Source organism: Streptomyces sp. NPDC046876 (genome assembly GCF_040645035.1).
Lineage (GTDB): Bacteria > Actinomycetota > Actinomycetes > Streptomycetales > Streptomycetaceae > Streptomyces.
Genome location: NZ_JBEYXK010000022.1, coordinates 26,786 through 50,484, shown reverse-complemented (window position 1 = coordinate 50,484; position 23,699 = coordinate 26,786). Strand labels below are relative to the sequence as shown.

Below are 23,699 nucleotides of genomic sequence, written 5' to 3'. Positions count from 1 at the left end.
ACATTTCCGTGAATGTGAAATTCACCGTTCGGCAGGGGCAGGGCGACCCGAGCGGGTTCGACCTCGGCGACATGGTCTGGCGCGGGAAGTTCGGGGAAGCGGACAGCTCAGGGCGGACACCCGATCAGGGAATGATGATCTACGTGTCGGTGGCCCAGCTCCTCGACTGCCTGCGCGAGCTGCTGCAAGGACGCACGCGCACGGGGTCCTTCACGGGCGTCGACAGCTCGTTCGAGCTGAGGTTCAGATCGACGAAGAAGGGCGTCAGCGTGAGCGCTGGGTGCCGGTCGATCGCGCTCGTCAGCCCGGGCGTACTCGCGCGGGTGGTGGCGTCCGCCGCTGAAGAGCTGGCCCGGGAACGCCTGGACGATCTGCCCGCCGATGGCGTCAAGGAGGACTTCTTGGCCGCCCTCGATGACTTCAGGCTCGTCGACAGCCGGGACGGGGACGGCTGTCGGCCCTCCTGACCCGGACGGGTCAGTGCGGGGGCGGGGGGTGTGGGGGGCGCGGAGGATGGGGGTATGGCGAGACGTGGTGTGTGGGTGGTCGCTGTCGGGGTGGTCGGCGTCGTGGTGGCCGGGTGTTCCGGGCCGGGGGCTGCGCCGCGGGCCGGGGGGACCAAGGGGCCCCCGCCGCTGAAGTGGGGGGAGTGCGCGGCTCCCGATGCCGCCCAGGGGGGCGGGCAGGCGCCGCCCAAGGACTGGGAGTGCGCCACGCTCCGGGTGCCGCTGGACTACGCCAAGCCCGAGGGGGAGACCATCCCCCTCGCGCTCATCCGGGCGCGGGCCCGGGACAAGGGCAAGCGGCTCGGGTCGCTGGTGTTCAACTTCGGCGGGCCCGGAGGGTCCGGGATCAGTACGCTGCCCGGCGCCGCCAAGGAGTACGAGGCCCTGCGCAGCCGGTACGACCTGGTGAGCTTCGATCCGCGGGGGGTGGGCCGCAGCGCGCCCGTGCTGTGCGAGACCGACAAGGAGCTCGACCGGTATTACGCACAGGATTCCTCGCCCGAGACCCGCCAGGAAGAAGCCGCGTTCGTCGATGGGATTCGGAAGTACCAGGAAGCCTGCAAGAAGCGGTCCGGGAAGGTGCTGCCGTATGTGGGGACCGAGAACGCCGCCCGGGACCTCGACCGGATCCGGCAGGCCCTCGGCGACGAGAAGCTGAACTACTTCGGGATCTCCTACGGCACCGAGCTCGGCGGGGTGTACGCCCACCTCTTCCCGAAGAACGTCGGGCGGGCCGTCTTCGACGCCGTCGTCGACCCGACCAAGACCTCCGAGGAAGGGGCACTGGCCCAGGCCAAGGGGTTCCAGCTCGCGCTCGGCAACTTCGCGCAGGACTGCGTGGACCGGGGCGAGGAGTGCCGGCTGCAGGGCACCACCGCGAAGGAGATCGAGGACAACATCGTCGCGCTGCAGAAGCGGCTCGCGCAGAAGCCCATCGCCGGGCTCGGCGGCCGCAAGCTGACCGACTCCGCCGCCACGAACGGCATCGCCCAGGCGCTCTACTCCAAGGAGCTGTGGCCGCTGCTGGAGCAGGGGCTCGACGAAGCCGAGGGCGGGCAGGGGCAGTTGCTGATGGCGCTGTCCGACGCGCTCAACGGGCGGGACCGCTACGGCCGCTACAGCAACATCGGTGCCGCCAACACCGCCATCAACTGCGCCGACTCCAAGGACCGGTTCACGCTGGAGCAGACCAAGGCCAGGCTGGCGCGGTTCCGGGCGGCATCGCCCGTCTTCGGGGACTTCCTGGGGTGGGCGCTGATGAGTTGCACCAACTGGCCGGTGGCCGGGGCCTGGCAGACGCCGGACGTGTCCGCGCCCGGCTCCGCGCCGATCCTGGTGATCGGCAACACCGGGGACCCGGCGACCCCGTACGAGGGTGCCCGCAGGATGGTCGAGCGGCTCGGCCCCGGCGTGGGCGTGGAGCTCACGTACAAGGGGCAGGGGCACGGGGCGTACAACAGCGGCGACGAGTGCGTGCAGAAGGCCGTCGACCGCTACTTCCTGGAGGGGAAGGCGCCCGGCCGCAATGCCGTGTGCAGCGCCCCCACCGCCACGCCCACCGCCCCGCCGCCCAATGCAGCCGCCTGATCTCGGTTGCATGCGGCGAAGGGCCGTACCCCGTCGCAGGTACGGCCCTTCATGCACATCACGCGATCCGGCTGCTAGTAGACCGGCTTCTGCGGTTCGATCTGGTTGACCCAGCCGATCACGCCGCCGCCCACGTGGACCGCGTCAGCGAAGCCCGCGGACTTCAGGACCGCGAGGACTTCCGCACTGCGGACACCCGTCTTGCAGTGCAAGACGATGCGCTTGTCCTGCGGGAGGTCCTGAAGGGCGTTGCCCATCAGGAACTCGCCCTTGGGGATCAGCCTGGCGCCCGGGATCGAGACGATCTCGTACTCGTTCTTCTCGCGGACATCGATGATCTCGATGTTCTCGCCCTCGTCGATCCACTCCTTGAGCTGCTTCGGAGTGATCGTCGAGCCGAGCGCCGCCTCCTGGGCCTCCTCCGACACGACGCCGCAGAAGGCCTCGTAGTCGATGAGCTCCTTGACGGTGGCGTTCGGGCCGCAGACCGCGCAGTCGGGGTCCTTGCGGACCTTGACCTGGCGGTACTGCATCTCCAGGGCGTCGTAGATCATCAGACGGCCCACGAGCGGCTCGCCGACGCCGGCGAGGACCTTGATGGCCTCGGTGACCTGGATGGAGCCGATGGACGCGCAGAGCACGCCCAGCACGCCGCCCTCGGCGCAGCTCGGGACCATGCCCGGCGGCGGGGGCTCCGGGTAGAGGCAGCGGTAGCAGGGGCCGTGCTCGGACCAGAAGACGGAGGCCTGGCCGTCGAAGCGGTAGATCGAGCCCCACACGTACGGCTTGTTCAGCAGCACGCAGGCGTCGTTGACCAGGTAGCGCGTGGCGAAGTTGTCCGTGCCGTCGACGATCAGGTCGTACTGGCTGAAGATCTCCATCACGTTCTCGGCCTCGAGCCGCTCTTCGTGGAGGATCACGTTCACGTACGGGTTGATGCCCAGCACGGTGTCGCGGGCGGACTCGGCCTTGGAGCGGCCGATGTCCGACTGGCTGTGGATGATCTGGCGCTGCAGGTTCGACTCGTCGACCTCGTCGAACTCCACGATGCCCAGCGTGCCGACACCGGCCGCGGCCAGGTACATGAGGGCGGGCGAGCCGAGGCCGCCCGCGCCCACGGCCAGCACCTTGGCGTTCTTCAGGCGCTTCTGGCCGTCCATCCCGACATCGGGGATGATCAGGTGGCGGGAGTACCGACGGACCTCGTCAACGGTGAGCTCAGCAGCTGGCTCGACCAGGGGTGGCAGCGACACGGGGACTCCGTAGATGGGTATGCATGAACGGTGGCTCTTTCCGTAACACTGCCACGCCCTTCTTCATTCCGAGACACCCGGTCCGATACGTGAGACGATTTCGTCCCAGTACGCGGGCATTGACGCCCATGGATCCTGATCGCGGGCCCCGCGCCGGTCGGTGAACCAGATGGTGCCGGCACCCTGCCAGCGGGCGATGCGGAGGGCTTCCTCCAGGTGGGTGCGCGGCACCCCGTGGACGAGGTGGCAGAACCGCTCCGGCGGGTGCTCGGCGGTCCACTCCGCCACCTGCGACCAGCGGTAGTCGGCCCACGCCCCCGCGAAGGTGACCAGCTGGTCGGCGGCCTCCGCATAGCCCTCGTACGGGTGGGTGCCGTGCCCGAGCACGATCCGCACCCCCTCGCCGAGGCCGCGCAGGCTGTCGGCGACGCGGCGCACCGCGGCGAGCTCGTCGCGCCCGGCGGGGGCCCGGTCCAGGTAGAAGCCGTCGACCCGGTACCAGTCGGCGTAGCGGTGGGCGTCGGAGAGCAGCTCCCCGAAGGACCGCGCCCCGTCCCGCATGGCGAGATGCCCGAGCACGGGGCCGCCGGCCTCCCGGAGCCGGCCGACGGCCTCGGTGCAGTGCGGGTCGGGGCGGGCGCCGGGGCCGTCCGTGACGTTGAGCACGGCCCAGTGCAGCGGGGTGCCGGGGCGGGTCAGCTCGGCCCATTCCACGGGGGCGAGCAGCGGGTGCGCGTAGCCGGGGATGCCGAGGCCGAGGCGGCCGGCCTCGGTGGCGGCGGCGGCCGCGGCCCGCGTGGTCAGATGCGGCATGCCGCCTCCATCCAGATGTCCGCGAGGGACTCCTCCAGGTTGATCCGGGGCCGCCAGCCGAGCCGGTCCCGGGCGGTGCGCACGTCGGCCTGCTGCCAGGCGCCGCAGCCGTCGGGGTAGGGGTACGAGGCCGGCGGCGGGCCCGCGGCGGCCAGCTGCTCGGGGGTGGCCTCGGAGCGGGGGGCGCCGATGGCCGCGAGGGCGGAGGCCCGGCCGGGGTGACCCGGGTGGCCGTGGCCGTGCTGCCCGTGCGGCTGCCGGTCTCCGGGGCCGCCGGGGCCGCCGGGGCCGCCGTGCGGCAGGTCGAGCTCGTGCAGGGCGCCCCCGTACCCGGCGACCCGGGCCAGGATGGCGGCCGCGTCGCGCAGCCGGACCGCGCGGCCGGTGCCGATGTTGACGACGCCCTGGGCGGCGGAGAGCGAGGCGGCGTGCACGGCCCGCGCCACGTCCCGTACGTCCACGAAGTCGCGCTGGACGCCGAGCCCGCTGAGCTTGAGCTCGCCGTCCCCGGACTGCATGGCGCGCCGCATGGCCTCGGCGAGGCGGCCGAGCGGGGAGCCGGCGGGGGTGCCGGGGCCGACGGGCGAGAAGATCCGCAGGACGACGGCGTCGAGGCCGGAGCCGAGCACGAGCTCGGTGGCGGCGAGCTTGCTCACGCCGTACGGCCCGCCCGGTCTGGGGACGGCGTCCTCGGCCGTGGACGATCCGGGCTGGCTGGGCCCGTACTCGGCGGCGCAGCCGAGCTGGACGAGCCGGGCCCCGCAGCCGCTGCGGCGCAGGGACTCGCAGATGGTGGCGACGGCGACGGTGTTGTGCCGGGTCAGCTCGCGGGCGCCGCCGCGGGTGGCGCCCGCGCAGTTGATGACGACGCCGGGGTGGACGGCGTCGAGGAACCGGGTGAGGGCCCCGGGGCTGCCGGTGGCGAGGTCGAAGCGGACGTCCGCGTCGTCGCCGCGGCCGAGCGCGGTGAGCTGCACGGCGGGGTCGGCGAGCAGCCGGTCGGCGACGTAGCGGCCGAGGTATCCGTTGGCTCCGATCAGCAGCACCCTCATCGCGCGGCCCCTTGGTCGGTTGGCTGGCCGGTCATCGTGTGTCTCCTTGGTCGACGGTTCGGGTTGAGGGATCCGGTGGGTCCGGGGGGCGGTGCAGAAGGCAGTGCGGCGCTTCGGTTCGGTTTCGAGCTGGGCGGTACGCCGCTCAGGGCCGGGCGTGCGCGGAGGCGCGGGCCAGCACGGGGACGGCGAGCAGGAGGAGCCCGGCCGCGGCGGCGGCCGCGGCCGGGGCGGCCGGGACCAGGGCGAGGGCCAGGGCCGCGGCGACGGGCCGGCGCGGGGCGCCGTGGCCGAGGAGCAGCCGGGTCAGGAAGAGCAGCACGGCGAGCGGCACCGCGACGGGGAGCGGGGTCCCGGCGAGCGCGGCCGCCCCCGCTGCGGCCGCGGTGAAGGCGGCGACGCAGCACAGGAGCAGCGGCCGGGCCCCGTCCGCGAAGTCCTCCAGGGCGCGGCTCGCGGCGAGCCGGCGCCGGGCGCGGGCGGCGAAGGCGGCGGCGGCCAGGTGGGCGGGGGCCGCGGCCAGGGCGAGGCACACCCCGAGGGCGGCGCCGTGGCGGTGGACGGCCCAGCCGACGACGGCCGCGGCGAGCAGGTAGACGGCGCCGAGGGCGGCCCGGCCGGAGAGGTCCCGCGGCGCCGGTCCCGGCCGGACCAGGGCGGCGACGGCCGCGAGGGCGGCGAGGGGGCCCGCGTGCGGCAGCCCGGCGGCGGCCGCCCCGAGGGCGAGGGCGCCGGGCAGCAGGGAACAGCCGAATCCGCGTAAGGCGCGGGCGTCGGCGGGGCCGGCGGCGGCCGGGGCGGCGGGCTCGTCCCCGCGCGGGGTGCGGGCGTAGAGCTCTTCGGCGAGGGAGAACACGTCGCGGTGCCGGAAGCGGGCGGCGGTGCGGTCGGTGATCCCGTGGGCCTCCAGCCCGGCGGCGATCTCCAGCGGATCCACGGCCTGCTCGCACAGCACCCGGTGCCGGTGCAGCAGCGCCTTGACGGGATCCCCGCCGGGCCGCCGCCGGGGCGCCGCCGCGAGCGGGGCTGATTCGTCGAGGGTCATACGGTCGCCTCCGTGGTCGGGACCGCGACAGGGGTCGGGGTCGGGGTCGCAGCCGGCGTCTCGCCGAGGGTCGGAGCGGGGGCCGGTCCCGGGCCCGGGACCGGCACCGGCGCGCCGGTCGCCCCCGCGGCCGGGCCGCGGCCGGCGGCAGCGGCCCGTGCGGCGCCACGGGCCCCGTCCCCGGAGGCACCCGCGCAGGCGTCGCCGAAGCCACCCCCGCTGCCGTCGCCCAAGGGATGCCCGCCGGCGTCACCGAAGGGATCCCCGGAGGCGTCGCCGAAGCCGTCCGCGGAGGCCTCGCCGAAGCCGTCCGCGGGAGCGCCCGCCGCGGGCTCCGGCGCCGGGGTCCACGTCGGGCTCGTCCAGTGGCCCGGGACGCGGGCCTCCGGGGGGCGGCCGAAGGGGACCGCGGGGTCGGGGCGGGCCGGGCCGCGGGCCAGCAGGTGGAGGTAGATCTCCCGGAAGGCGGCCACGTTCTGCTCCACGGTGAACAGCTCCAGGGCCCGCGCCCGGGCGGCCGCGCCGAGCCGCTGGGCCCGTTCGGGGTCCTTCAGCAGCGCCACGCAGGCGTCGGCCAGGGCGCGCGGGTTGCGGGGCGGGACGACGAGCCCGGTGCCGCCGATGACCTCGCACACCGCGCCGACGTCGGTGGACACGGTGGCCCGGCCGCAGAACATCGCCTCGGCCAGCGTGATCGGGAAGCCTTCGATGACGGAGGACAGCACCACCACGGGCCCGCAGCCGTACGCGTCGGCCGCCGTCGGGGCCTCGGGCCCGCCGATCTCCTCGAAGGTGACGGGGTTCTCCCCCGCCGTGACCGCGTCGGCGGCCTCGTCGGGGAAGAGCTGCGCGGCGAGCGAGCGGCAGTCGGCGAGGTAGCCGGGCACCGCCGCGGTGGCGAAGATCCGCAGCCGGGTGCCCGGTGCGGCCCGCCGGACGTCGGCGAAGGCGTGCAGCAGGGCGATCAGGTCCTTGGCCGGTTCGATCCGCCCGACCCACACCAGGGTGTCCGGGTCGCCGCAGTCGGGGGCCTCGCCGACGGTGGCGAATCGGTCCGCCTCCATCCCGGGGTACACCGTCCGCAGCCGGTCCCGCGTGGCCCCGCACCGCTCCTGCCAGCGGCGGGCGTGCGCGTTGCCGGGGGTGAGGAGGTCGGCCCGGGCGTAGATCTCGCAGGCGAGCCGTACGTGGAAGGCCGCGAGGAGGGCCCGGACGGCGGGCCGGGCGTCCTCGGACCGTTCCAGGTAGTGGGCGCGCAGCCGGACTCCGTACTCGGTGACCAGCAGCGGAACCCCGAAGAAGCGTTTGGCCAGGAGCCCGGCAAGGGCCGCGACCCCGCCCGCGGTGGCGTGGCAGACGTCCACCTCGCGCAGGTCCTCGTACCAGTCGAGGGACAGCGGCCGCAGCAGCCGCTCGAGGGCGTCGACGAACTCCAGCAGGTCCGCCACCTGCACGCGCTGTACGGAGCGCCGCGCGCCGGGGGCCCGGCAGGCGGACTCCACCGCCCGCACGGCGGTCTCCGAGCGCAGGGCCGCGTACAGCCCGCCCTGGTCCCGGGCGAGTTCGGCGAGGCCGTAGAGCCCGGCGGCGAAGGCTTCGGCGTCGCCGGCGCAGATGCCGCGGACCAGCTCCCTGAAGACGTCGGCGAACCGGCGCCGCTCGCGCCGGGAGTAGCTGCGCCCGTCGTCGGCGGGGGCCCACAGCGGGGCGGTCCAGACGCGGGTGACGTGCTCGGGGAGCACGACCCGGCCGCGTTCCTCCTGCTCGGCGCTGCGGCTCAGCGCGTACAGCTCGAACTCGTGCTGCGGCAGCCCGCGCACGAGGCGGTCGCACCAGAGCCTGGCCTCTCCCGTCGCATACGGATAACCACCTTCGGTGAGCAGTCCGATCCGCACGAGTGGCACCCCCGATCTCCCGTCCTGGCGGCCGCCGTCGGATCCGGTGACCGCCGCGGGGAAAACTCAAGCGGATGTGCCCGTGGCGCGGCGGACGGTTGTCCGTCGCGCCACCGGAAGGGGTGAAGAGTCGTAACTTTCCCGTACGGTTCGCGTTCGAGCGCGCTAGCCGGGCCTCCCGCCCCGTTGCACCAGGGCCTCCTGCCGGGCCGTGCGCCGCCTCGCCGCGAGCTGCGGGTCCAGGGCCGGTACGGCGGCCAGCAGCTGCCGGGTGTAGGCGTGCCGCGGCCGGTCGTACACCTCGTCCACCGGGCCCTCCTCCACCACCAGCCCGCCGCGCATGACGGCGACCCGGTCGCTGACCTGCCGGACCACCGCGAGGTCGTGCGCGATGAAGACCAGCGCGATCCCGAGCTCCCGCTGGAGCTCGGCCAGCAGGGCCGTGACCTGGGCCTGCGTGGTCACGTCGAGGGCGGAGACGGGTTCGTCGCAGACGATCAGCCGCGGCTGCGGCGCGAGCGCCCGGGCGATGCCGACGCGCTGGCGCTGGCCGCCGCTGAACTCGTGCGGGTAGCGGTCGTAGTGGCCGGCCTCCAGGCCGACCCGGACCAGCAGCTCCCCGACCCGGGCCCGGAGCGCGGCCGCGTCCCGCTCCCCCGCCGCGCGCAGCGGGTCGGCGATGGACTCGCCGACGGAGCGTCGCGGGTTGAGGGAGGACACCGGGTCCTGGAAGACCATCTGGACGCCCGGCACCACGCCTTCCGCCTCCCGGCCGTGGTGGCGGACCTGCCCGGAGCCGGGCTCCAGGAGCCCGACGAGCATCCGCCCGAGGGTGCTCTTGCCGCTGCCGCTCTCCCCGACGATGCCGAGCGTCTCGCCGGCGCGGACGGCGAGGGAGACCCCTCCGACGGCGGCGACGCGCCGCTTTCCGCGACCGAACTCCCGGCGCACGGAGAAGGCTTCGACGACGGGCACCCCGGCGCTGCCGGCACCGGCCCCCGGCGGGGCCGCGGCGGCGGCTGCCGCCCGCGGGGCGTCGATGCGGGGGACCGCCGCCAGCAGCGCGCGCGTGTACGGGTGGTGGGGGGCGGCCAGCAGCCCGGCCGTCGGGCCCCGCTCCACCACGCGCCCGTCCCGCATGACGAGCAGCCCGTCAACGCTCTCGGCCGCGACCCCGACGTCGTGCGTGACCAGCAGCAGGGCGAGCCCGCGCTCCTCGCGCAGCCCGTGCAGCAGGTCGAGGATCTGGGCCTGGACGGTGACGTCGAGGGCGGTGGTCGGCTCGTCGGCGATCAGCAGCTGCGGCTCGCAGGCCAGGGCCATCGCGATGAGCGCGCGCTGGCGCATGCCGCCGCTGAGCTCGTGCGGCCGGGCCCGGGAGCGGCGGGCCGCGTCGGGGATGCCGACCCGGTCCAGGACCTCGGCGGCCCGCTGCCGGGCGGCCCGCCGGGAGACGTCGGCGTGGACCCGGTACACCTCGGCGATCTGGTCGCCGACGGCCTGGTACGGGTCCAGGGCGCCGAGCGGGTCCTGGAAGACCATGGCGGCGACGGCGCCCCGCAGGGCGCGCAGTCCGGCCGGGCCGGCCGCGCCGACGTCGGTGCCGGCGACGCGCACGGAGCCGCTCATGCGGGCCCCGGTCCCGTGGTGCAGGCCCAGCAGGGCCGCGGCGACGGTGGACTTGCCGCTGCCGGACTCGCCGACGATGCCCAGGGCGGCCCCGGCCGCCAGGCCGAAGGACACCCCGTCGACGGCCCGTACGTACTCCCCCGGACCCCCCGGGCCCCCTCGCCTCTTCCCTGCTGCGCCGACCGGGAAGTCCACCGTGAGGCCGTCGACCTCCACCAGCGGTGGCTGCTCCGGCGTCTTCGTCATGTTCGTCATGTTCGTCGTGTTCGTCGTGTTCGTCGTGTTCGTCATACGAGGGCCACCCTCCGGTCCGCGAGGGCGTGGAGCATGTCGCCGACGGCTCCGGCCACGACGACGGCGGTGCCGATGGCCAGGACGACACCGACGACCACGGGCAGGTCCGCGACCCGGACCCCGTCCATGAGCGTCTTGCCGAGCCCCGGTATCCCGAACAGGGACTCGGTGAGCACCGCGCCGCCGATCATGGTGCCGAAGTCGACGGCGCTCAGCGCGATCACGGGGGCGACGGCCCCGCGCAGGGCGTGCCGGGTCACGACGGCCCGCTCCGGGACCCCGTAGGCGCGGAAGGTGCGGATGTGGTCCTCGGCGAGGGTCTCCAGGGTGGCGCTGCGGGTGAGCCGGGCGTACTTGGCGCTCTCGAACAGGCCGAGCGTGACCCAGGGCAGCAGCAGGTTCCAGGCCCACTGCTCGGGGTCGTCGCCGAAGGCCACGTACGTCGGGAACGGCAGCCACTGCAGGTAGGCGCAGACGGCCATGAGCAGCAGCAGTCCGAGGATGAACACGGGCGTGCCGGTGCCCGCCAGGGTCAGCACCGTCAGGGCCCGCTCGGTGATTCCGCCGCGCCGCAGGGCGGACAGCAGCCCGGTGCCGACGCCGACGGCGAGCCAGATGACGAGCGCGCCGAGGGCCAGCGACAGGGTGGCGGGCAGCCGGTCCAGCAGCATGGCGGTGACCTGCTGGTCGGTCTGGTACGAGAAGCCCAGGCAGGGGGCGTTGCAGTGCAGGACGGTACCGGCGCCGCCGGAGTACTCGCGTCCGGCGACGAGCCCCTGGAGGAAGTGCAGGTACTGCACCGGGAGCGTGTCGTTCAGGCCGAGCTGCTCGCGGACCTGGGCGACCTGGACGGGGTTGCAGCGCTCCCCGCAGGCGAGCCGGGCGGGGTCGGCGGGGGCCGCGTAGAAGAGGAGGTAGACGGCGACGGACAGGGTGAGCAGCACCAGGAGCGCCCCGCCGGTCCGTTTGAGCACGAAGCCGGTCACGCCGAGCGCTCCTTTCCGGTGCCGACCCGCAGCCGCGAGCCCTCGCGCGGGTCGAGGGCGGTGCGGACGGCGTCGCCGAGCACGGTGAAGGCGAGGACGGTGGTGAAGAGCAGCCCGGCGGGCAGCAGCACGTAGGCGGGGTCGGCCCGGAACCAGGTCTGGGCGGTGGAGAGCATCTGCCCCCAGGACGGGGTGGGCGGCTTCACGCCGACGCCGAGGAAGGACAGGGAGGCCTCGGCCACCATGTTGGAGGGGATCTGGACGGCGGCGTACGTGATGACGGGCGCGGCCAGCGAGGGCAGCAGCTCGCGCCGGGCGATCCGCAGCGTCCCGTTGCCGGCGAGCCGGGCGGCCGCGACGAAGTCGAGCCCGCGCAGGGCGAGGGTCTGGGCGCGCACCAGGCGGGCGACGCTGCCCCAGCCGACCAGGCCGATGACGAGGACCAGCAGCAGCGGCCGCGGGACGTCGGGCGGGACGACGGCGGTCAGGGCGATGCCGAGGACCAGCATGGGCAGGGCGATCAGCACGTCGGTGATCCGGCCGAGGACGGCGCCGGTGAAGCGGTTGCCGAGCCCGGCGGCGATCCCGGCGGCCAGCCCGACGAGGACCTGGACGGCGGTGGCGCCGAGGGCGACGAGCAGCGAGATCCGCGCCCCGTACAGGAGGCGGGTCAGCAGGTCGCGGCCGGTGCCGGGCTCGACGCCGAGCCAGTGGTCGGCGGAGATCCCGCCGGCGGGGCCGAGCGGGACGCCGCCGCGGGCGGAGTCGACGAGGTCGTCGTGGTAGGCGTTCGGGTCCTGGCCGGTGAGCTGGGCGGCCAGCGGCGCGGCGAGGGCGAGGAGGACGAGCAGGGCCAGGACGGCGGCGGCCGCGAGGGCGGAGGGCCGCCTGCGCAGCTGCCGCACCCGGCGCAGGGTGCCGGTGCCCTCACGAGCACCGGCACCCGCACCGGCACCCGCACCCGCACCGGCGCCCGCGCCGGCACCGGCACCGGCCGCCCGACGTTCGGTCAGTGCGCTCACTTGACGGCGACCTGGGAGATGTCGAGGACGCCGGTCCAGTCGCTGATGACGACGTTCTTGACGTCCTTGCCGACGACCCGCTTGTAGACCGGGTGGAACAGCGGCACGTCCAGGGCCTGCTCGCCGATCTTCTTGTCGAGGGCGCCCCAGCGCTTGGCGGCCTCGCCGGGGTCGGTCAGCTTGGCGATCTCGTCGATCTCGGCGTTGACGGCCGGGTCGTCGAGCTGGGCGTGGTTGTAGTTGGTGCCGTTGGTGACGATCTGTCGGCCGTCGAAGATCGGGGCGAGGAAGGGGCCGCCGGAGGGCCAGTCGGCGCCCCAGCGGGAGAGGAAGAAGCCGGGGGTGTTCTTGGCGTCCCAGCGCCGCTCGTTGAAGGCGTTGTTCTCCAGGCCCTCCAGCTTGACGGTGATGCCGGCGGCGGCGAGGGCCTGCTGCACGGCGGTGGCGACCTCGGGGCTCGTCTGGCGGTTCTGGGCGGTGGAGTGGGTCAGGGTGATGGTGAGGCCGTCGCCGAACCCGGCCTCCTTCAGCAGCTCCTTGGCCTTGGCGGGGTCGCCGGACCTGCCGGCCGGGAAGTGGTCGTACGGGGTGAAGCCGAAGGCCTTCTGCTCGGGCAGGAAGGTGGTGGCGGGCTCGGCGAGCGCGGAGCCGCCGGCCGCGTTGACGACGCTGGTGCGGTTGACGGCGTACGAGATGGCCTGACGCACCTTCGGGTTGTCGAAGGGGGCCACCTTCGGGTTGAAGGCGAGGTAGTTGGTGTAGCCGAAGTGGCCGGTGCCGACGCGGGCCGCGAGCTGCTTGTCGGAGCCGATCCGGGCGAGTTCGGCGGGGCCGAGGTTGGTGTCGGTGGTGATGGCGGCCGCGTCGGGGCCGGAGCTGGTGGTCAGCCGCTGGTTGATGACCGCGGAGTCGAGGCCGGAGCGTACGTCGATCCGGTCCGGGTAGGCCTTGCGCTCCTCGTCGGTGGCGCGGTCCCAGTGCGGGTTGCGCTCCAGGGTGAGGTGCTCGCCGTCGTTCTCGTTCTTGACGACCTTGTACGGGCCGGAGGAGACGGGGTGCTCCTCGTACGTGACGCCGGTGTCCTTGGCCTTGGGGACGGGGGCGAACTGCGTCTGGGTGGCGACGAAGGGGAAGTCGCCCTCGGGCTTGCGGAGTTTGAAGACGATCGTCTTCGCGTCGGGCACGACGATGGAGTCGAGGCCCTTGCCGCCGTCCTTGTAGGGGCCCTGGTAGCTCTCGCCGCCCACCAGCCAGTCCCGCAGGTAGGGGGCTCCGCCGGACAGCTCGGCGGCGAACGACCGCTCGATGCCGTACTTGATGTCGGCGGTGGTGATCGGGGTGCCGTCCTCGTACTTCAGCCCGTCCTTCAGCGTGTACGTCCACTCGGTGGCGTCGGCGTTGTGCCGGCCCGTGTCGGTGGCCAGGTCGGGCACGACCGCGGTGCCGGCGGCGCCCTCCTCGCGGTTGCGGGTGGTGAGCGTACGGAAGACCAGCGAGGGGACGTTGCCGCCGCCGGAGGTGTACAGGCGGGCGGGGTCGAAGTCGTTCTGCGGCTCGGAGTTGAGGACGGTCAGCGTGCCGCCCTGCTGCGGGGCGCCGCCCGCGGCGCCGGTCGAGCCGCCGCCGGAGCCGTCCGCGCCTGCGCCCTTGGGCCCGCACGCCGCGGCGCCCCCGGCCAGTACGAGGCTGACGGCGACGGCGGCGGCGCGGCGCGATATGTGGGACTGACGGGACATGGGAAGGGGACCTCTCGGCGTGGGTGGACTGCGGAAACGGGAGGGAGCAGCCACGCGAGGGGACGACGACGACCGACGACCTACATCAGGCGTCAGGAGTCAGGCATCAGGCAGCCGACGTCCGGCATCCGGCATCCGGCATCCGGCAGCCGACATCCGGCAGCCGGCATCCGGCGGAAACGGCGGAAGCCGCACCTCGCGGGCACACGGGCCCGGGGCGCGGCGGAGGAGGAGCGTGGAGGTCGCGGCGCGTGCGGGCCCGGGCACCTCCGGGCCGTCGGGCGGCCCGGGGGCAGGGAGCGTCAGCGACAGAAGACGTCGGCCACGCTGTGCGCGGTCACGCCGAGCAGCGCCAGCTCAATGGCGGCGCTCGCGGTGGTGGCGTGACGGTGCGACATGCGGAGAACAATTACCGATCATCGAACGCATTGTCAACGACGGATTCCGCCGTGTGCCGCCTTTCGCACGTCAATTCCCAGGGAAAACCCACGGGTTGGGCTTGCACTGAATTCCGTCGATGTCGAGGGACTTCGTCTGCTGCTGCATGATCGGCGCGAGGGCGCCGGGGGTCTGGCAGTTCACGTGCCCGTGGCCGAGCCGGTGGCCGACCTCGTGGTTGATGAGCATCTGGCGGTAGGCGAACATCTGGTCCGGCCCGTACGTCGGCGAGCCCTGCGCCCAGCGGAACGCGTTGATCATCACGCGCTCGGTGGACGCGGAGTCGCAGGAGACGTTGTCGATGGTGGTGTCCAGGCCCGACTTCGCGCACCACACGCCGGTGGTCCCGGGGCTGGCCAGGGTGATGACGAAGTCGGCCTCACCGCCCGGCACCCGCTCGAAGGTCTTGCTGCCACCGTGGCCCCAGCTGCGGTCGTCGTTGAGGGTGCGGTGGACGGCCTCGGCGAACAGCTGCGGGTCCAGGCCGAGCCCCTGCTCGACGTCGACCCGGTAGCGGACCACCTTGCCCTTGCCGGGCGCGGGGGCCAGGCCGGGCACGGTGTCGAAGGTGCCGGGCCCCTTGAGCTTCTCGTCGATCGGGAGCTGCGCGGCCATCTTCTGCTCGTACGACAGCTCCGGCGCGGGCGCGGCCGCGGCCGGGGGCTGCGGGGTGGCCCGGCCGTCGGAGCGGGAGGCGGCGGACTGGCCGGGCAGGGCGCGGTCGGGGTGCTCGCCGGCGGCGCGCGGGGCGGGGTTCTTGCCGTCGGTCTCGGTGAAGGCCTGCCCGGCGACGACGACGGCGATGACGGTGGTGACGGCCGCGGCGGCCAACCCGGTGTACGTACGGACCTTCGAGCCGCGGCCGGAGCCGGACTTCCTCGCGGCGGGCCCGTCGGCGGGCGCTTCGGCGGCCGACTCGCGGGGGCCGGGCACGCGGCGGCGCGCGCCGGTGGAGGTGAGGGGGTCGCGGTCGGGCGCGGGCGCGGGCGCCGGGGCGGAGGCGGCGGGCGCGGCGGCCGGGGCGGCGGCCGGTCCCGGCACGGCCACGGTGACCTGCGGGAATCCGAGGGCGGGGGTGCCGAAGGCCGGGGTGTCGGTGTCGAGCACAGCCGCGGCGGCCGGGCGGGGCGCGCGCGGGACGCCGCGCCAGTCGCCGTACACCGCGCCGGTGGTGGAGCCGGAGCCCCAGGCGCCGCCGGGTTCGCGCTGCTCGGGGTGGCCGCCGCGGCGCGCACCGGACCCCGGGGCGGCGGGCGGCGCGTACCCCTGGTGGGCGGCGGGTGCGCCGCGCAGCCGCCCGCGCGGCCCGCCGTACATCGGGGCGCTCCCGTACGGCAGCGGCTCCTCCCGGCGCGGGGCGTCGCCGGAGGCCTGGTGCGCCTCTCGGCGCAGGGCGGCCTCGGGCACCTGGGCCGCCCCGTACGCCCGGGGCCCGTCCTGAGCCGCGGGCACCTCGTGGGCCGAGGGGCCGTCATGATCCGCGGCCCGCTCGTACGCCGAGGGGTCGTCGTGGACCGCGGACTGCTCGTACCCCGACGGGCCGTCATGGGCGGTGGTCGGACTATATGCGGACGACCCGTCAGGAGCCGCCGGGTCCCCGTACGCCGGGCGCCCGTCCTGGGCCGCGGGCTGCTCGTACGCCGGGGCGGCCTCGTACGCCGGGGGTTCCCCGTACTCGAGGTGTTCCCCGTACGCCGGGAACCCCCCGAACGGCGGACGGTGGTCCTCGTAGGCGGGGCGCTCCCCGTACGCGGCGGCGGGCGCCTGCGGTGCGGGCTGCGGCGCCGGGTGGACGGGCGCGGAGGCAGGGGAAGGGGCAGGGGCAGGGGCAGGGCCCTTGCGGCTATGTCGTCCCACAGTCGTCAGCCTCTGCCGTCTTCGGTGTCCCGGTCGGTGTCCCGTGCGGTGTCGCGCAGCAGTTCCCTGAACGCGCCGGCGACCACCTCGGGGTACTCCATCATCGCCACGTGCCCGGCCTCGGGCAGGCTCAGCAGCCTCGAGCCCCGGAAGGCCGCGGCCGCCTTGCGCGCCATACGGTACGAGACGAGTTGGTCGCGGCCACCGTAGACCAGCAGGGTGGGGGCGAGCACGCGTTGCGCCTGGCTCCACAGTCCGTGTTGCCCGCCGAGGGTGTAGGCGTCGACGATCCCGCGGGTCGAGCGGGTCATCGCCTCCCAGAAATAGGGGAGGGCCGTGCGCCGCTCCATCTCCTCCACGGCGCCGGCGAAGTCCTCCGGTGTCACCCGGGAGGGGTCTCCGTAGCAGAGCTCCATCACCCCGCGGGTGCGTTGTTCGGCGGTCAGCCCGCGGGTGAGCCGACCGAACAGGCCGACCATGCCGGGCACGGCGATGAGCGCGGTCGGCACGACCGCCCGCTGCACGCGCAGCTCCGGCAGCGCGGGCGAGACCAGCGTCAGGGTGCGCACCAGGTCGGGGCGGACGGCGGCGACGCGGGTGGTGACGGCGCCGCCGAGGGAGTTGCCGAAGAGGTGGACGGGGCCGCGGCCGGCGGCGTCGAGGTGGCGGATGACCGCGCGGGCCATGGCCCGGACCGAGTAGTCCCGGTCGGCGGGGGGCGGCGACCAGCCGAAGCCGGGCAGGTCCAGGGCCTCGCCGTCGACGCTGTCCTCGAGCCGCTTCATCAGGCTCGACCAGTTGGTGGAGGAGCCGCCCAGCCCGTGCACGTACAGCGCGGGCGGCAGTCCGACCCGGGTTCCGGGGCGGGAGCGCACGGCCAGCTCCAGGCCCGGCAGCAGGGCGGTGCGCAGCTGCTCCCCCTCGGCCACCCGGGCGGTTCCCGCCCGGACGGAAGGCTCGGCGGCGGACCGCACACCCGGCAGCTCGGTCGAAGACATGGGGGCAATGTTACGAGACGATCACGTCCGGACTCTTGTGTTCGGCATCACAGGTCGGGCAGGGATACGCATAGCGGCGCAACCGCGATCCTCCTAGGCTCATAGGTGGAGCAGGACCACGAGGGGTGAGGGAAGAAGGGGAGCCAGATGAGTGTCGACCCCGCAGAGCCGGACACCTTCCGGGGCCGGATCCAGGAGGCCCTCGATGCCGAGGCGCCCGAAGCGGATGCGGCGGAGCAGCTGGCCGAGCTGCAGCCCGACGACGACGACGAGCGCGTCACCGGTGTGGACCGAGACGAGGCGACGGACGGGGACGCCGTCGAGCAGGCGCGGGTGGTGACCCTGGACGAGGACGAGTACCGCTGAGGGCGACGACCCGGGAGACTACCGTTTGGTAACCCCGCCGAGCACCGCTGACCAGCACATCCGGGTGGTCCGTACAGCGAGAAAACTCGGCCTGAACCCTACAGATTCGGTTACCGAAAAGTACGATGGCGGGCGCGGCGCAGAGCGCACTGTGTTCTTAGAGAAAGTGGGAGGCGGCGTGACAGCCATCGAGCAGACGGAGGCAGCGCGTCCCCGGGGCACGCGCCTGCCGCGCCGAGCCCGACGCAACCAGCTCCTGGGCGCGGCCCAGGAGGTATTCGTGGCGCAGGGGTACCACGCGGCGGCGATGGACGACATCGCGGAGCGTGCCGGGGTCAGCAAGCCGGTGCTGTACCAGCACTTCCCGGGCAAGCTCGACCTGTACCTGGCGCTGCTGGACCAGCACTGCGAGAACCTGCTGCAGTCGGTGCGCGGTGCGCTGGAGTCCACGACGGACAACAAGCTGCGCGTGGCCGCGACGATGGACGCCTACTTCGCGTACGTGGAGGACGAGGGCGGCGCGTTCCGGCTGGTCTTCGAGTCCGACCTGACCAACGAGCCGGCGGTGCGCGAGCGCGTCGACCGCGTCTCGCTGCAGTGCGCCGAGGCCATCTCCGACGTGATCGCCGAGGACACGGGCCTGTCGAAGGACGAGTCGATGCTGCTGGCCGTGGGCCTGGGCGGCGTCTCGCAGGTCGTGGCCCGGTACTGGCTGTCCAGCGAGAGCCCGGTGGCCCGCGACAAGGCGGTGGGGCTGCTGACCTCGCTGGCCTGGCGCGGCATCGCCGGCTTCCCGCTGCACGGCGCGGACGGGACCGGGGCCGGGCAGGCCTGAGCGCGGGCAGGCCCGAGCGGCGAGCCGGTCGCGGTAGGGGGCCGCGGGCAGATGGGGCCGGTGTGGCCGGTGTTCGCTGCGAGCGTGCCCGCACCGCCGCCTCCGCGTCCCCTCTCCGGGCTAATGTGGTCCGGTGTACAGCGCGACTGATCGCGCACAACGACCGTCGGAGGGACAAAGCCGTGGAGGTCAAGATCGGCGTGCAGCACGCACCCCGGGAGATCGTGCTGGAGAGCGACTTGAGCGCCGATGAGCTCGAGCGCATCGTCTCCGCCGCGCTGACCGGTTCGGAGCCGCTGCTGAGCCTCACCGACACCAAGGGCCGCCGGGTCCTGGTGCCGTCCGACCGCCTGTCGTACGTCGACCTGGGCGAGCCGACCGCGCGCAAGGTCGGTTTCGGCGCGCTCTGAGGCATCGCGAGCCACCGCGCCGCGGCCCGTGCCGACGGCCGGAAGAAGCGGGTGGAACGGCCCGGCGGATGATTCCGCCGGGCCGTTTCCCTTTGTTCCGCTTCGGGTAGGACGGCAGTGACCCGGTTCGCCCCCTGACCTGCGGGAGGCCCTCATGGTGCTGATGGAAGCACTCGGCTCCGCCCTGCTGGGCCTGGCCCTGGCGGCCCTGGCCGCGCGCCTGCTCGCCCGGCGGCTGCCGTCCGCGCGGGTGGTGCTCCTCAGCGGGGTGCTGGGCGCCCTGTTCGGTGCATACCTCACGCAGTACGCGCTCGGCCCGGGGCACAACACCCTGACCGCGACGCTGGTCGGCTCGGTGCTGGTGGCGGCGGTGGTCCTGTCGCTGCTGCTGCGGCCGGGCACCGAGGGCCGCAGGCCGTCCCCCCGGGCGTCGTTTTCTCTCCCGTCGCGCGGCTGACCGGCCGCCGCCCGAGGAGGAGCCACCCGAGCCCCCGCCCGACCCCACCGAACCCCCCGAGAACTGAAGACACCCCGGCCCCGGAGCGCTCCTCGCGCGCCGGGGCCGGGGTGTGTCGGGGCGTCGGCCCGTCAGGCCGTCGGCCCGTCAGAAAACAGAGTCCTCGGGCCGTCGGGCCGTCAGAATGCAGCAGCGTCAGGCGGCGAGGCCGAGGGCCGCCATCCGCTTGGTGTGCGCCTTGGTGATCCGGGCGAACATCTCGCCGACGGCCGCCAGGTCGAAGCCGGCCGCCATCCCGTCCACGCCGCCGACCAGCATGGTGGACAGCGCGTCGCGCTCGGCGACCACGCGCTGGGCCTGCGAGAGCGCCTCGCCCATCAGGCGGCGCGCCCACAGCGCGAGCCGGCCGCCGCAGCGCGGGTCGGCCTCGATGGCGGCGCGGACCTTCTCCACGGCGAAGCCGCCGTGGCCGGTGTCGTCGAGGACGCCGACGACGAGGGCGCGGGTGTCGGCGTCGAGGTGCGTGGCGACCTCGCGGTAGAAGTCACTGGCGATGGAGTCGCCCACGTAGGCCTTGACCAGGCCCTCCAGCCAGTCGGACGGCGCGGTCTGGCGGTGGAAGTCGTCGACGCCCTTGGCGAAGGGCTCCATGGCGGCGGTGGGCTCGACGTCGATCGCCGCGAGCCGGTCGCGCAGCCGCTCGAAGTGGTGGAACTCCGCGGAGGCCATCTTCGCGAGCTCGGCCTTGTCGTCGAGGGTGGGCGCGAGCTTGGCGTCCTCCGCGAGGCGTTCGAAGGCCGCGAGCTCGCCGTACGCGAGGGCGCCCAGCAGGTCCACGACGGCGGCCCGGTACTGCGGCGAGGCAGAGGCGGTCGCCCAGTCCTGGGCGGCGATCCCGCTCGCGTCCGCGGGGGTGCTGTCGTCGGCGGGCGAGGCGTTTTCTACGGTCGGCATGCACCGCACAATAGCCCGCCGGACCACGCTCGAGGTCACCACGTCACAGCGGCGTCCGTCCACCTAAACGCGACGACCAGGTGAATTCGCCCGACACGCCTGCGCGATTCCGGGGTACAGTGGTAAAGCGCCTGCCGGATTCTCGGCGGGCCATCCGAATGAGGATGCCCGGTCGGTGGCCCGATCGGCTCCAACCCGACCGCCCTCGGGAGATGCGTACGTCCATGCGTACCGCGTCCACGAGGGGCCCCCTCAGCGGCACAAGCGCTTGAGCGAAGGCCAGTGGTCCCGCGCAGCTTCGTACGTACGTCGCAGTACTGCAAGCCCGGCACGGTAGGACCCCCCTCTCGCCGCCTCGCGCCGCGTCTCACAGAAGAGGCAGCACCCTGACTACGTTCCGAGAACTCGGGATCTTTCCCGAAACCGCCGAGGCCCTCGAAGCCGTCGGCATCGTGACCCCCTTCCCGATCCAGGAGATGACCCTTCCCGTCGCCCTCTCCGGCACGGACGTCATCGGCCAGGCGAAGACCGGAACCGGCAAGACGCTCGGTTTCGGCCTTCCGCTGCTGGAGCGGGTCGTCGTCCCCGCGGACGTCGAGGCCGGCCGGGCCACGCCCGAGCAGCTGACCGACTCCCCGCAGGCCCTGGTCGTCGTCCCGACGCGCGAGCTGTGCACACAGGTCACCAACGACCTGCTGACGGCGGGCAAGGTCCGCAACGTCCGCGTCCTCGCCATATACGGCGGCCGCGCGTACGAGCCCCAGGTCGAGGCGCTGAAGAAGGGCGTCGACGTGATCGTCGGCACCCCCGGCCGCCTGCTCGACCTGGCCGGCCAGCGCAAGCTCGACCTCTCCCGCGTCAAGGCCCTGGTCCTGGACGAGGCCGACGAGATGCTCGACCTGGGCTTCCTGCCCGACGTCGAGAAGATCATCAACCACCTGCCGGCCAAGCGGCAGACGATGCTGTTCTCGGCGACCATGCCGGGTGCGGTCATCGGCCTGGCCCGCCGGTACATGACCCAGCCGACGCACATCCGCGCCACCTCGCCCGACGGTGAGGGCGCGACCGTCGCCAACATCACGCAGCACGTCTACCGCGCGCACAACATGGACAAGCCGGAGCTCGTGGCCCGCGTCCTGCAGGCCGAGGGCCGCGGACTGGCCATGATCTTCTGCCGCACCAAGCGCACGGCGGCCGACATCGCCGAGCAGCTGGAGCGCCGCGGCTTCGCCTCGGGCGCCGTCCACGGCGACCTGGGCCAGGGCGCGCGCGAGCAGGCGCTGCGCGCGTTCCGCAACGGCAAGGTCGACGTGCTGGTGTGCACCGACGTGGCCGCGCGCGGCATCGACGTCGACGGTGTGACGCACGTCATCAACTACCAGACGCCCGAGGACGAGAAGACGTTCCTGCACCGCGTGGGCCGCACCGGCCGCGCGGGCAACAAGGGCACCGCGATCACGCTGGTGGACTGGGACGACATCCCGCGCTGGCAGCTGATCAACAAGGCGCTGGAGCTCGACTTCCACGACCCGGTCGAGACGTACTCCACGTCCCCGCACCTGTTCGAGGAGCTGAAGATCCCGGCCGGCACCAAGGGCATCCTGCCGCGCGCCGAGCGCGTGCGGGCGGGCCTGAAGGCCGAGGAGATCGAGGACCTGGGCGAGACCGGGGGCCGCGGCGGCCGTGGCGGCCGTGGTGCGGCCGCCTCCGCGCAGCCCGCCGAGCGCCCGGCCCGGACCCCGCGCCAGCGCCGCCGTACGCGCGGTGGCTCCGAGGTGGAGGCCGGTTCCGCTCCTGCCGCCGAGACCGCCGCTGCGGTGGTCCCGGCCGTCGCCGAGGCCCCCGAGGCCCCGGCCGCCGACGAGCCGCGCCGTCCGCGCCGCCGCCGCACCCGGGTGTCGGCATCCGCTGCCGCCGCGGCCGCGGTGACCCCGGTCGCCGAGGCGCCCGCGTCCGAGGGCACCACCGCCGTCAAGGTGGCCGAGGCCCGTGTCGTCGAGGCGCGCACCGCCGAGGCCCCGGTGGACCGGGCTCCGGTCGCCGAGGCTCCCGCGGCGAAGGCCCCGGCGGCGAAGGCTCCGGCCGCGCGCCGGGCCCGTACCCGCAAGCCCACGCAGACCTCGATCCTGGCCGCAGCCGCTGCCTCGCCCGTCGAGGCGCCGGCGGCGGTGCCGGCCGGGCCGGAGCCGGACTTCCAGATCGCCCCGCCGTCCGAGCCGGTCCGCGTCCGCCGTACGCGGGCCCCGCGCCAGGCCGCCGCGGCCGCGGTGACCCCGGTCGCCGAGGCGCCCGTCGCCGAGGAGGCTCCGGCCAAGCCGAAGCGCACCCGGACCCGCAAGGCCGTCGCGCCGGCGGCCGAGGCGGCTCCGGCTGCCGAGGCGGTCGTGGCCGAGGAGGCTCCGGCGAAGCCGAAGCGGACCCGTACGCGCAAGACCGCCGCGGCTGCCGAGGCTCCGGTGGCCGAGGCCGCCGCGGCCGAGGAGGCTCCGGCCAAGCCGAAGCGCACCCGGACCCGCAAGGCCGTCGCGCCGGCCGCGGAGGCCTGAGCCCCGCCGTCGCCGTGAAGCGAGGCCCCGGTCCCCTGTCCCAGGGGGCCGGGGCCTCGCCGCGTACGGGCCGTACTCGGTCTGGACAGTTGGCTACGGGCCGGTAACCTCGGGCCATGAGCAAGCCGCCCCGCCTGACGCTGCCGTCCGACGCCCGTGCGTACCGCCTCACGACCGCCCGCGGCGAGTTCGCCGTGCACGAGGCCGGTGAGCCGGTGCGCGGCACGGCCCTGCTGGTCCCGGGTTTCACCGGCAGCAAGGAGGACTTCATCGGCCTTCTGGAGCCGCTGGCAGCCGCCGGGTACCGGGTCGTCGCCGTCGACGGGCGGGGCCAGTACGAGACCCCCGGTCCGCGCGAGGAGTCGGCGTACGCCCTGGAGGAGCTGGCGCTCGACGTGCTGGCGCAGGCGGCCGCGCTGGGCGGCGGCGGCCCGGTCCACCTGGTCGGGCACTCGCTCGGCGGGCTGATCTCCCGGGCCGCGGTGCTGCGGGACCCGGCGCCGTTCGCATCGCTGACCCTGATGAGCAGCGGGCCCGCCGCGATCTGCACCGCACAGCAGGAGCGGACCAAGCTGCTGGTCGCCGCCCTGGAGGTGATGCGGGAGGACATGCCGGGCGTCTGGACGGCGATGCGCGCGCACGACCCGGAGGACGCGGTGCCGGACGGGCCCGAGCTGGCGGAGTTCCTGCGCGAGCGCTGGCTGGCCACGGTTCCCGAGCAGCTGATCGCCACGGGGCGGGTCCTGGTCTCCGAGCCGGACCGGGTGGAGGAGCTGAGCGCGGTGGAGCTGCCGAAGCTGGTGCTCTCCGGCGAGGTCGACTACGCGTGGCCGGTCCCGGTGATGGACGACATGACACAGCGGCTCAAGGCGCGGCGGGTCGTCGTACCGGGCACCGAGCACTCCCCCAATGCGGAGAACCCGCAGGTCACGGCCCGGGCGCTGGTCGAGTTCTGGGACTCCGCACACACCTTGTAGTTAGCTAAAGAAAAAATTTCGTTAGCGTAGGGAATGTTTGCCT

At 74.2% G+C, this 23,699-nt stretch carries 21 protein-coding genes; 8 read left to right on the top strand and 13 right to left on the bottom strand.

The features are described 5' to 3' along the window. Positions 1–14: 14 nt before the first annotated feature. Both ABZ924_RS15305 and ABZ924_RS15300 read left to right on the top strand, forming a co-directional pair. Positions 15–467 (top strand): hypothetical protein, encoded by a 453-nt coding sequence (locus tag ABZ924_RS15305; RefSeq protein ID WP_361908693.1) that lies wholly within the window; start codon positions 15–17, stop codon positions 465–467. A gap of 54 nt (positions 468–521) precedes the next feature. Continuing rightward, the gene (locus ABZ924_RS15300) at positions 522–2,093 is read left to right on the top strand and encodes an alpha/beta hydrolase (protein WP_361908690.1); all 1,572 of its coding nucleotides are present in this window, start codon (positions 522–524) and stop codon (positions 2,091–2,093) included. Positions 2,094–2,167: 74 nt separating this feature from the next. On the opposite strand, the gene moeZ is transcribed toward ABZ924_RS15300, so the two are convergent. From moeZ to ABZ924_RS15240, 12 genes are all read right to left on the bottom strand, one after another. Continuing rightward, positions 2,168–3,346, bottom strand: a complete 1,179-nt coding sequence (moeZ, locus tag ABZ924_RS15295) for an adenylyltransferase/sulfurtransferase MoeZ (RefSeq protein ID WP_361908688.1) — start codon at positions 3,344–3,346, stop codon at positions 2,168–2,170. Between the two features lie 63 nt (positions 3,347–3,409). Then, positions 3,410–4,159 carry a spherulation-specific family 4 protein gene (locus ABZ924_RS15290; protein WP_361908685.1) on the bottom strand — a complete coding sequence of 250 codons (750 nt, stop codon included), beginning with the start codon at positions 4,157–4,159 and terminating at the stop codon, positions 3,410–3,412. Further along, positions 4,147–5,211: an NAD-dependent epimerase/dehydratase family protein gene (locus ABZ924_RS15285; RefSeq protein WP_361908682.1), complete on the bottom strand. Its 1,065-nt coding sequence runs from the start codon at positions 5,209–5,211 to the stop codon at positions 4,147–4,149. Before ABZ924_RS15285 ends, ABZ924_RS15290 begins: the two co-directional genes overlap by 13 nt. 145 nt (positions 5,212–5,356) lie before the next feature. Next, positions 5,357–6,256, bottom strand: a complete 900-nt coding sequence (locus ABZ924_RS15280; protein ID WP_361908679.1) for a hypothetical protein — start codon at positions 6,254–6,256, stop codon at positions 5,357–5,359. Further along, positions 6,253–8,151: a DUF3492 domain-containing protein gene (locus tag ABZ924_RS15275; RefSeq protein WP_361908676.1), complete on the bottom strand. Its 1,899-nt coding sequence runs from the start codon at positions 8,149–8,151 to the stop codon at positions 6,253–6,255. The genes ABZ924_RS15280 and ABZ924_RS15275 overlap by 4 nt, the downstream gene beginning before the upstream one ends. Before the next feature lie 165 nt (positions 8,152–8,316). Further along, complete coding sequence (locus ABZ924_RS15270; RefSeq protein ID WP_361908785.1) at positions 8,317–10,026, bottom strand: ABC transporter ATP-binding protein; 1,710 nt, start codon at positions 10,024–10,026, stop codon at positions 8,317–8,319. 41 nt (positions 10,027–10,067) lie between these two features. After that, positions 10,068–11,060: an ABC transporter permease gene (locus tag ABZ924_RS15265; protein ID WP_361908673.1), complete on the bottom strand. Its 993-nt coding sequence runs from the start codon at positions 11,058–11,060 to the stop codon at positions 10,068–10,070. Continuing rightward, positions 11,057–11,974, bottom strand: a complete 918-nt coding sequence (locus ABZ924_RS15260; RefSeq protein WP_361908783.1) for an ABC transporter permease — start codon at positions 11,972–11,974, stop codon at positions 11,057–11,059. Before ABZ924_RS15260 ends, ABZ924_RS15265 begins: the two co-directional genes overlap by 4 nt. Before the next feature lie 104 nt (positions 11,975–12,078). Next, the gene (locus ABZ924_RS15255; RefSeq protein ID WP_361908670.1) at positions 12,079–13,818 is read right to left on the bottom strand and encodes an ABC transporter substrate-binding protein; all 1,740 of its coding nucleotides are present in this window, start codon (positions 13,816–13,818) and stop codon (positions 12,079–12,081) included. Positions 13,819–14,120: 302 nt separating this feature from the next. Next, positions 14,121–14,216: an Ms4533A family Cys-rich leader peptide gene (locus ABZ924_RS15250; RefSeq protein WP_361908667.1), complete on the bottom strand. Its 96-nt coding sequence runs from the start codon at positions 14,214–14,216 to the stop codon at positions 14,121–14,123. Positions 14,217–14,286: 70 nt separating this feature from the next. Continuing rightward, positions 14,287–16,113, bottom strand: coding sequence for a DUF3152 domain-containing protein (locus ABZ924_RS15245; protein WP_361908665.1), 1,827 nt, complete (start codon positions 16,111–16,113; stop codon positions 14,287–14,289). 5 nt (positions 16,114–16,118) lie between these two features. Beyond that, positions 16,119–17,111, bottom strand: coding sequence for an alpha/beta hydrolase (locus ABZ924_RS15240; protein WP_361908663.1), 993 nt, complete (start codon positions 17,109–17,111; stop codon positions 16,119–16,121). Between the two features lie 147 nt (positions 17,112–17,258). On the opposite strand from ABZ924_RS15240, the gene ABZ924_RS15235 reads away from it, so the two are divergent. From ABZ924_RS15235 to ABZ924_RS15220, 4 genes are all read left to right on the top strand, one after another. Then, positions 17,259–17,477, top strand: a complete 219-nt coding sequence (locus tag ABZ924_RS15235; RefSeq protein WP_361908660.1) for a hypothetical protein — start codon at positions 17,259–17,261, stop codon at positions 17,475–17,477. A gap of 178 nt (positions 17,478–17,655) precedes the next feature. Next, positions 17,656–18,312: a TetR/AcrR family transcriptional regulator gene (locus tag ABZ924_RS15230; protein ID WP_361908657.1), complete on the top strand. Its 657-nt coding sequence runs from the start codon at positions 17,656–17,658 to the stop codon at positions 18,310–18,312. Between the two features lie 182 nt (positions 18,313–18,494). Continuing rightward, a complete protein-coding gene (locus ABZ924_RS15225; protein ID WP_361908654.1) occupies positions 18,495–18,722 on the top strand; it encodes a DUF3107 domain-containing protein in 228 nt (75 codons plus the stop codon). Between the two features lie 157 nt (positions 18,723–18,879). Beyond that, positions 18,880–19,179 (top strand): hypothetical protein, encoded by a 300-nt coding sequence (locus ABZ924_RS15220; protein ID WP_361908780.1) that lies wholly within the window; start codon positions 18,880–18,882, stop codon positions 19,177–19,179. 195 nt (positions 19,180–19,374) lie between these two features. On the opposite strand, the gene ABZ924_RS15215 is transcribed toward ABZ924_RS15220, so the two are convergent. After that, complete coding sequence (locus ABZ924_RS15215) at positions 19,375–20,133, bottom strand: ferritin-like fold-containing protein (protein ID WP_361908651.1); 759 nt, start codon at positions 20,131–20,133, stop codon at positions 19,375–19,377. A 452-nt stretch (positions 20,134–20,585) separates the two neighbouring features. Here ABZ924_RS15215 and ABZ924_RS15210 point away from each other — a divergent pair, with 452 nt between their 5' ends. Together ABZ924_RS15210 and ABZ924_RS15205 are read left to right on the top strand one after the other, a co-directional pair. Beyond that, positions 20,586–22,679 (top strand): DEAD/DEAH box helicase, encoded by a 2,094-nt coding sequence (locus ABZ924_RS15210; protein ID WP_361908649.1) that lies wholly within the window; start codon positions 20,586–20,588, stop codon positions 22,677–22,679. A gap of 116 nt (positions 22,680–22,795) precedes the next feature. Continuing rightward, on the top strand, positions 22,796–23,656 hold the full coding sequence (locus ABZ924_RS15205) for an alpha/beta fold hydrolase (protein WP_361908646.1): 861 nt from the start codon (positions 22,796–22,798) through the stop codon (positions 23,654–23,656). Positions 23,657–23,699: the final 43 nt, after the last annotated feature.

Coding starts and splice junctions, on each gene's coding strand:
- ABZ924_RS15250 (WP_361908667.1), bottom strand. CDS start 14,216: ATGTCGCACCGTCACGCCACCACCGCGAGCGCCGCCATTGAGCTGGCG.
- ABZ924_RS15300 (WP_361908690.1), top strand. CDS start 522: ATGGCGAGACGTGGTGTGTGGGTGGTCGCTGTCGGGGTGGTCGGCGTC.
- ABZ924_RS15205 (WP_361908646.1), top strand. CDS start 22,796: ATGAGCAAGCCGCCCCGCCTGACGCTGCCGTCCGACGCCCGTGCGTAC.
- ABZ924_RS15280 (WP_361908679.1), bottom strand. CDS start 6,256: ATGACCCTCGACGAATCAGCCCCGCTCGCGGCGGCGCCCCGGCGGCGG.
- ABZ924_RS15285 (WP_361908682.1), bottom strand. CDS start 5,211: ATGAGGGTGCTGCTGATCGGAGCCAACGGATACCTCGGCCGCTACGTC.
- ABZ924_RS15235 (WP_361908660.1), top strand. CDS start 17,259: ATGAGTGTCGACCCCGCAGAGCCGGACACCTTCCGGGGCCGGATCCAG.
- ABZ924_RS15215 (WP_361908651.1), bottom strand. CDS start 20,133: ATGCCGACCGTAGAAAACGCCTCGCCCGCCGACGACAGCACCCCCGCG.
- ABZ924_RS15290 (WP_361908685.1), bottom strand. CDS start 4,159: ATGCCGCATCTGACCACGCGGGCCGCGGCCGCCGCCGCCACCGAGGCC.
- ABZ924_RS15270 (WP_361908785.1), bottom strand. CDS start 10,026: ATGACGAAGACGCCGGAGCAGCCACCGCTGGTGGAGGTCGACGGCCTC.
- ABZ924_RS15255 (WP_361908670.1), bottom strand. CDS start 13,818: ATGTCCCGTCAGTCCCACATATCGCGCCGCGCCGCCGCCGTCGCCGTC.
- ABZ924_RS15240 (WP_361908663.1), bottom strand. CDS start 17,111: ATGTCTTCGACCGAGCTGCCGGGTGTGCGGTCCGCCGCCGAGCCTTCC.